We start from the raw sequence: 12820 nt of genomic DNA, 5'->3' as shown, positions 1-12820 counted from the left end.
CCAAAATAACAACATAAATCCTAATCTTATGCTACGACAAAATACGGATTTAAATTTTGATGGACAACCGATCTATATCGGAATAGATGTCCATCTAAAGAGCTGGAACGTTGCGATCTACAGCAAGGACCTGTTCCTTAAGTGCATCCACCAGGAATCCAACGTGGGGGTCCTGGTGAACCATCTCTGGAAAAATTATCCCGGAGCCTCCTACCATTCGGTATATGAGGCGGGGTTCTGCGGTTTCTGGATCCATCGCGAACTCCAGGCGCACGGGGTCCACAACATCGTGGTCAATCCCGCCGATGTCCCCAGCACCCAGAAGGAGCTGCTCCACAAGAGCGATCCGATAGATAGCAAGAAACTGGGCAGGGCCCTTCGGGCCGGTGTCTTACGGGGGATATACGTCCCTTCGCCCGATTGTGAGGACGCCAGGTCCCTAGTGCGGCTGCGCCATTCCACGGTGAGGGAGATCGGCAGGATGAAGAACCGGCTGAAGTCATTCCTGTACACCAATGGCATCAGCTACCCCGAGGCCTTCCTGCACAACGGGACGCACTGGTCCAGGCGGTTCATGGCGTGGCTGAAGGAGGATGTCCACATCAAGGGCGAATTTGGCAGGCGGACGCTGGAGCTGCTGGTCCGGAAAGTGGAGTACCACAGGGGATTCCTGCTGGAGCTGAACCGGGAACTCAGGAGCATGATGGCCCAGCAGGTGCATGCCGTGGACTACGCGCTGCTGCGCTCTGTCCCGGGCATCGGTCCGGTGACGGCCATGAGCCTGCTGGTCGAGCTGGAGGACATCCGGCGGTTCGCCAACAGCGACCACCTGGCCAGCTTTATCGGCATCGTGCCGACCAGGCACAGTTCAGGTGAGCGTGACCCGGACGGAGAACTGACCTTCCGCAGGCACGAGCTGCTGAGGCGGATGCTGGTCGAGGCATCCTGGATCGCCGTGCGGAACGACCCGGTGCTGGCCCTGGGCTTTTCAAAGGCCTGCCTGAAGATGAAAAAGAACCTGGCGATCATCAAGGTCGCAAGGAAACTGGTCAACCGGATAGCGTATGTGCTGAGGACCAGGGAAAAATATGTTATTGGAGTAGTGAAATGACGGTACTTGGATAGACACAAAAAAATTGGGTGACCGCTATTCGCCCCTTGCGGCATTGCGTCCGCTCTCATTGTAGTTTGCGGCACCCATACTTTACAAACTGAAAAAGACACTGCAGCCATAGGTCTGCTCATAGAAGGTTGTTTGAAAAGTAACTGTCATATCGCAGCTGTTGGAAAAACCATCAGCTGGGCAACCTTTGGCCCAAAGCAAGGGAAAGGGAAAGGAAAAACAACCATAGAGGCAAATAATCAAGAAAAAATTTGGAATACAACATAGAAGGGGCGAATTGAATTCGCCCGCCGGATGCAATCTTAACATCAATATTATCCTTTAGGGTGATTATCTCTTAAATTCGTTTAGATCAGCTAATAAAAAATCCCCATGGGGGGTGAACTTTTTCCATACCCTTTTTTGTGTCACCCTGAGGGTTTCCCCGAAGGGTCTCGGAACTAACCACAATCATTTGAAAAAGTTTCCTCATCTTACGATGACCAAATTTTCCCAAAAAAAACAAAAATAGATTCTTCGTTTCACTCTGAATCCCTCTTTTGCGCATTTTGATTCTGAACAGGTAGTGAGGTATCTGTACGGTTCTCCTCCTAAAGATCGTGTCATCCTTTACCGAAAGTAAAGGAACTGTTCGCCAGTCAGAAAAACTGTTTTTGATTTTTATGGACTGTCAAGTTCCGAGATACTTCGGATGAACCTCAGTATGACCAAAAAAACTTAACCTTCTTTAGGATGATGGAGGGTGATAACCGAAATTAAAGGAACTGTACGCCAGTCAAAAAAACTGTTTTTGATTTTTATGGTCTGTCAAGTTCCGAGATACTTCGGATGAACCTCAGTATGACAAAATAAAACTTACCTTATTTTCTTTGATTTTGATTGTCTGTCAAGTTCCGAGATACTTCGGATAAACCTCCGTATGACATAAAAAAAAACAAAACCTACTATCATTGTCTGCTATAATTAAACTGAAAACGTATTATAGGGGATAAATACGCTCAAAAAAAATGGGACTTAATTAAGTCCCAAGTTTTTATCATCCATGTATTTTAACATCTTTTTGAGTTCTGGATCGTTGAAATAGGCTAAGCTTTCGCTGGCGATCTTTCTGGCAATCCTGAATTCTTTCTTTTCAAGTTGGTCCGCTGCGAGGCTAACGGCAAATGAAATTAGATCTTTATTGTCTTTCAGTCCTAGGTCCTGATTTTTTGATAACTCTTCAATTACCAGATCATGGTAGGCCAAGGATTTTTCGATATTCTCTTCCTGGAAGCTAAGGAATGCTAATTGATTAGCATTGATCGTATATAGCTTACGGACTTGTTTGTCATTTTGTAGGAAAGGAAACTTGGCAGTCCATGAATCAATACTATCCAAAGAACCTTGTAAGTTGTTCTGATCAGATGCAATACTGATCAATGACGCAGAGATCATGGTTTGAACCTCTTTATCTTCCATGTTCTTTTGGTAACATGAAGTGAGAAGGGGCAATGCTGCATTGATGTTTTTGTTGACAGCAAATTTGATTGCCTTTTCTTTGTTCTCTTTATATACTACTGAATCTGATTCTTGTGCTAATGCATTTCCTGAAATGCTTAATCCTAATATAACGGCTGATAATTTTAAATACATATGTTTAATCATGGAAGCAAATCTATAAGAATTGCAAGGGAAATTTAAAGTCTTAACTTTTCTTAACAAGTGAATCTGTATTGAGATTCAATAAAGGGCGATTTTTTGTTTTTGATTGTAACAATAATTAAACATTTCGTTACAATAGCAGATGAATCCTGCTCTAAAGCGCATTAGGAGGTCATATAAAAAGAAGGTCAAGTTGACATTGACCTTCTTTCAATTAAAAACAATACTAAATTATTAATACGTATCGGCTCGAAATCTATTTTTATAGCTTTAACAAATCATATCTAAACCATGGTTTTTCTGATTTGAAATTCTTCTTTTATTTCGTTGATTGCTTTCACGTTCAAAATCAGGATAGGGAAGGATATGATGCTGAAGAGCCAGACATACATATGTTCTACGACTATGCCTAATGCAAGTGAAGAAACCCAATAAAGACCTAGTGCAATAACATGAATTGAGGTTAAGGTCTTCAATCTGCTCAACCGTCTCAGTAATTCGGCTTCGCTTAATTCTTGAATCTTATGTGTCATGATATTTATCTATCTATCTGATTACTAGTATAAATCTAGCAATAGATTTGCTTCAATTTGTCATGGTTCAGAAAGTTAATATAAACTTAATAATTGGGCAATATGTTGATGGATCATGACATTGAAAGTGCAATGCATGTTATGAGGTACGATAAGCAACAATTTTAGTAATTGCAGGTTTTTTCCCTTTCAAAAGATTTTGTTTTGCAGTATCGTAATTTTCATTTTTCACCAACAACAACCGCTGATTTTTGGTGTTAACCATTTGGTAGAATCTCTATGCTTAATATTACCAATAGACGTGATGTTTAGATTGAAGTATAGCCAGTCTACCTAAAAACGATACATTTTTAGTATATTAAACTTATTGCACAAAAAACCAATTCAACATGAAGATCTTCATAAATAAACTTATCCCTGAAGTCGGCATGAAAATGCTGGCTAGACCTGATATCGATCTAATAATGCCTGAAAATCCAGAAATATCCTATGATGAGTGGATATCGTATTGTCAACAATGTGATGCGATCCTCAATATTGGAGCCTATAAGATTGATGCGAAGTTTTTTGACCTCTGCCCTTCGGTGAAGGCTGTATCGCTATTCTCGGTCGGCTTTGATCAAGTAGATTTAGAAGAGGCTACCCGGAGAAGGATACCTGTTTCCAATACTCCAGATGTTCTGAGTAAGGCAACATCTGATATTTCCTTTATGTTGATGTTAATGGTTTCTCGATTGGCATCCTTCCATAGCAATCAAGTACGTGTAGGAGTTAGATTTAAGTATTTCAATCCGATTGCAAATTTAGGCCAAGAGCTTTATGGTAAGACCTTGGGTGTATTTGGATTGGGAAGGATAGGATATGAGATGGCCATAAAATGCAAAGCAGCTTATGAAATGCCGATCATATACCATAACAGGAATAGAAATGAAGAATTGGAAGAGAAGTTGGGAGCAAAGTATGTGAGTTTTGAAGAACTCCTAGCGCAATCTGATGTATTATCAATACATGCCAATTATGCTCCTGAATACCGAGGTTTGTTTAATAAAGAGGTATTTGAGCAGATGAAGGATACTTCGATTATTGTAAATACGGCAAGGGGTGGCTTTATCAATGAAAAGGATTTGGATGAAGCGCTAAATGCGGGCAAAGTTTGGGGTGCAGGCTTAGATGTGACGGATCCTGAACCGATGTTGCCCGATAATCCACTTTTAAAACATGAACGGGTCTGTGTATTACCACATATAGGTTCAGCAACCATTGAGGCTAGAGGAGGAATGGCGAGAATTGCGGCAGAGAATATTGTTGCCTTTGTCGAAGGAGAAAAATTGAAAACTTGTTTAAATCCAGAAGTCTATTCTTAATGCTCAACATTTTAATATCACCCAATAGTTTCAAAAATAGCCTAAAGGCAGATAAGGTCGCGGATGCAATTGAAAAAGGTTTGAAATCCAGTGGGATCCAGGCTAATATTTCCAAATTTCCTATTGGAGATGGCGGTGACTATAGCTCTATTCTCATCTGTAAGCAGTTGAATGGAGAAATAAAGAGCATGAAGGTTGCTGGTGCTTACCTAAAGAAAACAAAAGCTAGTTATGGTCTGATTGATTCTGGCAAATGCGCTGTTATTGAGGTGGCAGAGACCTCAGGATTTAAATCAATCCAGAACAAACTTAAAAGTCCATTGAAATCAAGTAGCAAAGGGTTAGGGCAATTGATTTCAGCATTGATTGATTCAGGTATCAGGGATTTTGTGATCTGTTTGGGCGGTTCAGTTACCGTTGATGCTGGAATAGGTATGCTGCAAGCGATGGGTCTAGAGTTTCGGGATAAAAGAGGTGCAGTGATAGAGCCCTTACCAAATGATTTTGAAAAGGTGGATTCTATGGACATTTCGAAATTCAAGGAAAGGATCTTAGGTTGTGAGTTTACTGTTCTTTGTGATGTTGAGAATAAATTGTTGGGAATAAATGGGGCGGCAAGGGTTTTTGGTCCGCAAAAGGGAGCAAGTGAAGAAGATATCGAAAAATTGGAGGAGTTTTTGAAAAGCTTTGACCGATTGACAAAAAAAACGGTTCAAAAATCATTGAACGGTATGAAGGGAGGAGGTGCTGCTGGAGGGCTTGCAGCTGCATTTTCCGTATTCTTGAATGCTGATCTAAAAAAAGGAGCATCCTATTTCTGTGAGATAACAGGTTTTGATGCAGCTTTGGCACAAGTAGATTTACTGATCACTGGGGAAGGGAGCATAGATAGTCAATCATTAGAAGGGAAAGCGCCGGTAGTCGTGGCTGCCAAAGCCAAGGAAAGACAAATTCCTTGTATTGGATTGGCCGGAAAAATCCCCTTGAAGATTCCAAAAGAACTGCAGGATTATTTCCTGATGTTGCTGCCTATTGGAAATCAACCAGAGGAATTGGAGTTGTCCATAAAGCATACAGAAAAGAACCTTCTTCGAACTGCCCTGCAATTAGGCAAGATGCTTGGGCAGGTGAAATAACAATTGAATCATTATTTAGATAAATACATGTTTTTAAAATCCATAGTTTCCGTATTTTTTGTAAGCTTGGCCATTACTGTTGAGGCGCAATCTCCCGTTGGTGCTTCAAGATATGTGAATCCATTTATTGGGGCAAGCACCAACACGGCAAGTTCCTACCATGGACTTGGAAAAACTTTTCCGGGTGCTGCCACTCCATTTGGTATGACACAGGTCAGTCCCAATACCATTACAGGGGGTGATAATGGCTCTGGATATAGCTATGAGCATAAAACCATTGAAGGTTTTGCCTTTACACAGATGAGTGGAGTAGGGTGGTATGGAGATTTGGGGAATTTTTTAGTGATGCCCAGTACGGGTCCATTACATGTAATTGCTGGAAAGGAAGGTTCAGGTGAGCTCCAAGGCTATAGATCTACGTATGATAAGAACTCAGAAACTGCTAAGGCAGGATATTATTCGGTGTACTTAGACCGCTATCAGATTAAGGCGGAAGCTACAGCATCTCCCTATGGCGGTATGCTTCGGTTTACTTTTCCTGAAAATGATACCTCGAGGATTCAGATTGATTTGGCGAGAAGGGTCGGTGGAACTTCTACCCGACAGTCTGTGGAGGTTGTAGATGGCAATACCATCAAGGGTTGGATTAAATGTGATTCAACTGGAGGGGGTTGGGGCGATGGAGATGGGCATCCCGATTATACCGTTTACTTTTATGCGGAATTTAGCAAACCCTTGTTAAATTATGGATTCTGGGCACAGGATGTGCCCGATGGACAGGAGCGGAAAAATAAGGATGTTGCGAGCCTTGATTATCAGCGTATGCTGGAACGGGCAAAGGTCATTCCTGGAGCTTCTGCTGTTGAAGCCGACCATGTTGGGTTTTATCTGGAGTTTCCTACAAGAGATCAAGAACAGGTATTGCTGAAGGTGGGGATTTCTTTCACAGATATGGAAGGAGCTGAAAATAATTTCTTTGCCGATGTGAAAGGGAAGAACTTTAGGACCATGCAGGAGCTGGCCCAAAAGGCCTGGGATGATGCTTTAGGTAAAATAGATGTAAAAGGTGGGACGGAAGACGCAAAATCAATATTCTATACGGCACTTTATCATACCATGATTGATCCAAGGAACATTACGGATGTCGATGGGCGATATCCAAGGCCAAATGGAAAGGTGCATGAATCGGAAGGTTTTACCAAAAGGACCATCTTTAGTGGCTGGGATGTTTTCAGGAGTCAATTTCCATTGCAGACGATTATCAATCCAAAGATGGTCAATGAAGAGATAAATTCCTTGATCAGCCTAGCTCAGCAAAGCAATAAGAATTATTTAGAGCGTTGGGAGTTTTTCAATGCTTATAGTGGTTGTATGATCGGCAATCCGGCTCTGGCGGTGATTGCGGATGCCTATGCAAAGGGAATCCGTGGATTTAACCAAGAGGAAGCTTTGGACCTGATGATCAAAACCTCGGAAAAGTTTGGGAATTCTGACCTAGGGTATGTTCCGGTTGAATCAGGCTTTAGCATTTCTGAAACTTTGGAATATGCGTATACGGATTGGTGCATTGCCCAAATGGCCAAAAATATGGGCAAAAAGGATATTTATGAGAAATATATGAAACGTGGCCAGTTCTATAGGAATATATTTGATTCTAGAAAGGATTGGTTTAGGCCCAAACATCAGGATGGGTCGTGGGAGAAATGGCCAGAGGAAGGCCGAATGAAGGAATGGTACGGCAGTATTGAAGCGAATTCATATCAGCAAGGTTGGTTTGTACCGCATGATGTTGAAGGTATGGTGGAGTTAATGGGTGGCCGGAAAAAGGTATTGGCGGATTTGACTGCATTCTTTGAAAATACCCCGAAGGATTTCTTGTGGAATAAGTATTATAACCATGCCAACGAACCAGTTCATCATGTTCCCTTTCTGTTCAATAGGTTAGGAGCGCCGGAGCTGACTCAAAAATGGACTCGTTACATCTGTGAGCATGCCTATAAAAATGAGGTGGAAGGCTTGACAGGAAATGAGGATGTAGGTCAAATGTCGGCTTGGTATGTCCTTGCGGCTTCAGGTATTCATCCTATTGCTCCTGGAGATCCGGTCTATGAAATCACAAGTCCAGTTTTTGAGGAAATTACTTTCAAGCTTGACAATGGGAAGCAGTTCAATATTGTAGCTACCGGTAATTCTAAAGAAAACATCTATATACAATCTGCAAGCTTAAATGGAAAACCTTTGGAAAAGATGCAGATCAGCCATGCGGACCTCCTGAAGGGCGGTACATTGAAACTTGAAATGGGGGCAATGCCGAAGTTGAAGAATTAAGGGCTCGTCCTTATTTTTTCGTAGCCATGGTAGAGATATAATGCTCCATAGGTCCAGTTTGGACCTTTCAAACCAGGGTAATTAAATCGGTCCATCATCAAGGCTATATATTTTGTTGGATATCCTTCGGGTAGTTGAATAACATTTGGCCAAACCCTACTGTTGCTCGTTTCGTCCCATGGTGGAAGGTCCATGGTTAAGTGGCCCAATTCTTTAAGGTCAGGATAGGAATAGATAAAGACTTCTTTTTCGGAGCTGCCCGAAAAGCAGAAAAGTTTACCGTTGATTCTTTGGATAGAGGTTCCTGTAGAATTGTGCTTTACAGGACCGGCAATTTTTTTGTAGCCCTTGTCCCAATCATCGGATTCCAATATGATGGCTTTATATCCATCGCTATTTTCACAGGTCAATATGCGCCATTTATTGGCGTCCTTGTCAAATATTATGTGCGGATCTTCAATATCTCCGACCTGGCCCATTGTTTTAGCTTTCATAATGGAGAAACCAAATCTTGGGTCTTGTTTTGACTCGACCGCAAGTAATTGTTTCTTCTCGGATTTTTTGGCATAGGCACTAAATCCTGTTGTGATCCCTCTCCAAATGGAGTCCCTACGGTCAAAGAAGATATGAGAGGCGACCTCGTTTCGCCATAACCCGTCCCCACGATCAAATACCACAATGCCTTCAAACTTGATGTCAAATACAGAAGGATCCATGCTAAAGATTCCTTGGAGGTGATGTGGCAATGCCCTTCCTCGCACGCTCATGCTAAACCATAGACGACCTTGATCCATTATGGGTTCGCCAGTTTCGTAGGTCAATGCGCGGATATCTGCAAGACCCATTCCTGCATTTAATTGGATGTCCACTGATTTTATTGCTATGGTCCCTTTTTGCTGCTGGGCATATAATGAGGTTTGGAATTTGCGGATTTTTTCAATTTCCCGAAGGTCTGAGTGTTCTGCAAAATCCTTTTGGGCAAGGACAGTAGGTAAGCCCTCATTTTGAAGGTAAAGGGTCAATCCACTGCCAAGCATCTGTAATATGAGCTTGCCTTTTAAAGGAATATCTTTTTTCTCTGGAATATAAATGGATTGATTGAAATTAATGTGCTCTGCTGGTTTTTGATGGTCAAATTCGATGTCAGCAATAAGTCCTGCTGCATAAGAAATGGAGAGTCGGACAATTTCCTTCTTATTCGGATCGGCAAATTGAAAGCCCAGTTTCCCTTCTCCAGTGATATCGCCTAAGTCCATAATATAGGTGGCAAAAGGATTAAATCCTGCCAACCAAATGGTTGATTCAGATTCAGTATTTGCTGTAATATTCAATAGTCCTTTTTCAATATTAATCTTAGCTGAATCCTTGCCATATTGATGTATGGGGTGCATTACATTTAATCCAATAATCTTTTCCGGATTAAGACTGGCCAATGGGATAGATTGGTCCTGGTCAAAGATAATGCGCTTTACTCCTTGACGGACAAATTGTATTTCGGTTGGAGCAGTTTGGGAATAAGCTGCTAACGTAAAGAATAGGAATACAAAGAATGTACTGCTTAGTTTTTTCATGATAGGTTTAGCGATTATACAATTTACGAATTAATTGGAGAATCTCCGTTTTAATTGGGATCCAAAGAAGCATCTTTATATTTTTTTCTCCAATTATGGAAAGCCGTAAAAATGGACCAAATGTTCATTTTAACTTTGAACTAGTTAGTGATTAAGAAGTCTCAATCGATCTGGTTTTGTGGCTCAATAATCAATTTAGATAGATTTAATAAGGCTGCTGAAGGAGTAACGCGCTGTTTTTACTTTTTCAGGCTGTGATGCTATGAATTGAATCTATCCGGAAACAATGCCGAATAATAATATTTTCTATACCTAAATGATGAACCTGATTAAAAGGCTGCTTATAGGGATAGATATGTACTAGAACCAAACTAATTATTAAATAATAATGCTTAGAAAAAAGATCGGAATAATTCAGCCTTATTTCTTTCCGTATTTAGGGTATATCAGCCTATTGAAACATACGGATCGATTTATTTTATTGGATACCGTGCAATACATTCAACGAGGTTGGATTGAACGGAACCGTATTTTGAAACAGGGTGATGGATGGTTGTATATACAGGTTCCTGTGAAAAAACCAAACGGAAGAGCTTCCTTGATCAAGGAATGTGTTTTGGACAACAGTCTGCCCTGGAAGGATAAAATGTTTTCGCAAATGGCCATCTATAAAAAGATTGCTCCTTACTATAAACCGACCCTTGATTTTGTGAAAGAAACCTTGTCCAAGGACTTTGATGATATTACTTCCCTGAACCGGCATGTGTTGACTGAAATATGTAACTATCTGGAAATGCCAAGGGAGATTGTTGCCTTTTCAGAGATGGAATTGATGATCGAGCAACCGAAGGACTCTGACGAGTGGGCATTAAATATCTGTAAGTCGATAGGTCAGAAAGTTACTTATGTTAATCCAATAGGCGGCATGAGTTTTTATAACCGGGAAAAATATATTCAGTCGGATATAGATATCTTCTTTCATGAAATAAAGCTCCGGGATTATCAACAAGGAGGGCGGGTGTTTGAGCCAGGACTATCCATTCTGGATGCTTTGATGTTCAATAGCAAAGAGGAGGTACATGAGATGTTAGATCAGTATAAATTAAATTAGGAGAGTAAAACGGGTTGATAGATTTCAATCCGTTTTTTGTTTAGGATTTTTTTAATCAGGAGAATGTTAAAGGGAATTTTAGATACAAAAAAAGGAGGCCTTTTGGACCTCCTTTAACCGGGTAAGTAATGGGGCTCGAACCCACGACCCCTAGAACCACAATCTAGTGCTCTAACCAACTGAGCTATACCTACCGTGATTTTGTGATACAAAAGTAGGATTAATCTATATATACTCCAAATGTTTTTACGCTAATCATTGGTTTAAACAGTGAAAAAGCTCATTTCTAATGAGATATTTTTATTTGCAGGATGAAAATCTCCTTTTGCTGCATTAATTATGCTTCGAAAATCAATCTATTCTTTTTAAATCTAAGTCATGGAAGTCAAAAGAAAAGTCTGTTAATGGAGAAACGGCTTTCATTTTTATGCTTTCTGCCTTGGCATTTTCATTCAGGTTGAACATAACATAAGAGTCTGCATTCATGCTGCGGTCATTCCAAGCGGCAACGAAGGTGTTCCCTTGGTAATAATACATTTTGCCCTGCAGCTGTGGAGATCTTGCTGATGTAAAATATAGTTGACCATTACGGTTACTGATTTCGATTTCTCCGAACCATGCGTCTTTATATTTACCAAGAAAAGGAGAGAAGTCTATTTTTTGGTCCTGAGCTTTGATTTTGGCCCAGACCTCATTGGTAACTTTGTCGCCTTCGCTTTCGTTTTTGGATTCCCTAGCTTTAAGTTCTGTCAGGCGGTCGGTTCCTTTGATCCCAAAATAGGAATCTTTGATCTGATTGGTAATCGTGGTAAAAGCATAGCCGGACTGTTGGTTGGTCAGCACGATAATGCCGAGCTTCAGTTCAGGAATCAAGGTCATTTGAGTAACCATGCCACCTAAGCCACCGGTATGTTCGGCAACAAAGTATCCATTCTGATCACTGAGAAAGAAGCCTAAGCCGTATCCTGTGAAGTGTGCATTATAGGGACCTGAACCTCCGATAACGGTCTGTAGGGTCATGATCTGCGCAAGCCGTCTTTCGGAAATGAGTTGCTTTTCCAGGTTGTTCCCATATTTTCCTTTGTTCAAAAGCATGGTTGCCCATTTGCTCATATCCTCTATGCTGCTGTTTATTCCGCCCGCTGCATTGGTTGTTTCGCTTAAGTACCTGGCAATGGTAATCAATTTGCCATCTATAGGGACGTGGGCATCGATTACATTGTTTTTTGACTTCATCCGGCTCAGGGAGGCAGCACTATTCGTCATGCCAAGAGGTGCCATGATCCTTTTCTCTATAAAGTCTTCCCAGCTCATTCCCGAAGCTCTTTTCAAGACCTCGCCAGCGACGATATAAAGTAGGTTGTCATAATCGAATTTTGTTCTGAAGCTGGATACCGGTTTAAGGTACCTCAGGTTATGGATCACTTCTTCAGTATTGAAGTTTGCAGAATCTGGCCAAAACATTAGATCACCAGCACCGAGACCTAATCCTGAACGGTGGGTCAATAGGTCCCTAACGGTAAATTCTGAAGTGACATAAGGGTCATGCATCTTGAATTCTGGAATAAAATCGGTGACTTTGCTATCCCAGGTTAGTTTTCCCTCATCCATAAGCATGCCCAAGGCAAATGCCGTAAAGGCTTTGCTATTTGATGCGATTGCAAAGGCGGTTTGATTGTCAACAGGTTTTTTACTGTTTATGGATCTTTCTCCATATCCTTTTAGGTGGATGGTTTTTCCATCTTTTATAATCCCTAATGCTATTCCCGGAACATTGAAGCTCTTCATGGTTTTTTCTACTAGCTGGTCCAGGTCTTTTTGAGGTAGTCCCTGTGCAATGGACTTGAAGGAAAAGGACAATAGAAAGAGTATTGCCAATAAGTGACTGAAAGAAGATTTGTAATTGTTCATGATTTTCAAATTAGGTTTGAATTGCAAAACGTTCAATTTTTCTGAGGACAGTTGCAATTTCTGGATAAATGTAGCTTGTATTTTTAGGATTATAAAATTCGG

General features: G+C 41.1%; 9 protein-coding genes and 1 tRNA gene. 5 read left to right on the top strand and 5 right to left on the bottom strand.

What is annotated here, in order from left to right; genetic code table 11:
- The first annotated feature begins 28 nt into the window (after nucleotides 1-28).
- Entirely contained in the window at nucleotides 29-1111 is a 1083-nt protein-coding gene (locus tag NMK93_RS12590) for an IS110 family transposase (protein ID WP_254530287.1), read from the top strand.
- 1026 nt (nucleotides 1112-2137) lie between these two features.
- Here the strand turns inward: NMK93_RS12590 and NMK93_RS12585 are convergent.
- Together NMK93_RS12585 and NMK93_RS12580 are read right to left on the bottom strand one after the other, a co-directional pair.
- Nucleotides 2138-2755: a hypothetical protein gene (locus tag NMK93_RS12585; protein WP_185212603.1), complete on the bottom strand. Its 618-nt coding sequence runs from the start codon at nucleotides 2753-2755 to the stop codon at nucleotides 2138-2140.
- A 293-nt stretch (nucleotides 2756-3048) separates the two neighbouring features.
- On the bottom strand, nucleotides 3049-3297 hold the full coding sequence (locus NMK93_RS12580; RefSeq protein ID WP_185212602.1) for a hypothetical protein: 249 nt from the start codon (nucleotides 3295-3297) through the stop codon (nucleotides 3049-3051).
- A gap of 389 nt (nucleotides 3298-3686) precedes the next feature.
- On the opposite strand from NMK93_RS12580, the gene NMK93_RS12575 reads away from it, so the two are divergent.
- Genes NMK93_RS12575 through NMK93_RS12565 form a run of 3 tightly spaced genes read left to right on the top strand, consistent with a single transcriptional unit; the run spans nucleotide 3687 to nucleotide 8125 of the window.
- Nucleotides 3687-4661 (top strand): D-glycerate dehydrogenase, encoded by a 975-nt coding sequence (locus tag NMK93_RS12575; protein WP_254527669.1) that lies wholly within the window; start codon nucleotides 3687-3689, stop codon nucleotides 4659-4661.
- Entirely contained in the window at nucleotides 4661-5797 is a 1137-nt protein-coding gene (locus tag NMK93_RS12570; RefSeq protein ID WP_254527668.1) for a glycerate kinase, read from the top strand. The genes NMK93_RS12575 and NMK93_RS12570 overlap by 1 nt, the downstream gene beginning before the upstream one ends.
- A gap of 27 nt (nucleotides 5798-5824) precedes the next feature.
- Nucleotides 5825-8125, top strand: a complete 2301-nt coding sequence (locus tag NMK93_RS12565; protein ID WP_254527667.1) for a GH92 family glycosyl hydrolase — start codon at nucleotides 5825-5827, stop codon at nucleotides 8123-8125.
- On the opposite strand, the gene NMK93_RS12560 is transcribed toward NMK93_RS12565, so the two are convergent.
- A complete protein-coding gene (locus tag NMK93_RS12560) occupies nucleotides 8122-9696 on the bottom strand; it encodes a hypothetical protein (RefSeq protein ID WP_254527666.1) in 1575 nt (524 codons plus the stop codon). The two genes, NMK93_RS12565 and NMK93_RS12560, sit on opposite strands and share 4 nt — an antisense overlap.
- Nucleotides 9697-10084: 388 nt before the next feature.
- Between NMK93_RS12560 and NMK93_RS12555 the strand changes: the two genes are divergently transcribed.
- Nucleotides 10085-10807, top strand: coding sequence for a WbqC family protein (locus NMK93_RS12555; protein ID WP_185212597.1), 723 nt, complete (start codon nucleotides 10085-10087; stop codon nucleotides 10805-10807).
- 120 nt (nucleotides 10808-10927) lie between these two features.
- Here the strand turns inward: NMK93_RS12555 and NMK93_RS12550 are convergent.
- A tRNA-His gene (locus tag NMK93_RS12550) sits at nucleotides 10928-11001 on the bottom strand.
- Between the two features lie 157 nt (nucleotides 11002-11158).
- Nucleotides 11159-12718, bottom strand: coding sequence for a serine hydrolase (locus NMK93_RS12545; protein WP_185212596.1), 1560 nt, complete (start codon nucleotides 12716-12718; stop codon nucleotides 11159-11161).
- Nucleotides 12719-12820 lie beyond the last annotated feature (102 nt).

Origin of the sequence: Sphingobacterium sp. LZ7M1 (genome assembly GCF_024296865.1) — a bacterium.
Classification (GTDB): domain Bacteria; phylum Bacteroidota; class Bacteroidia; order Sphingobacteriales; family Sphingobacteriaceae; genus Sphingobacterium.
Note: the sequence above shows the minus strand (reverse complement) of the source record. Positions and strands in the feature narration are given on the sequence as shown.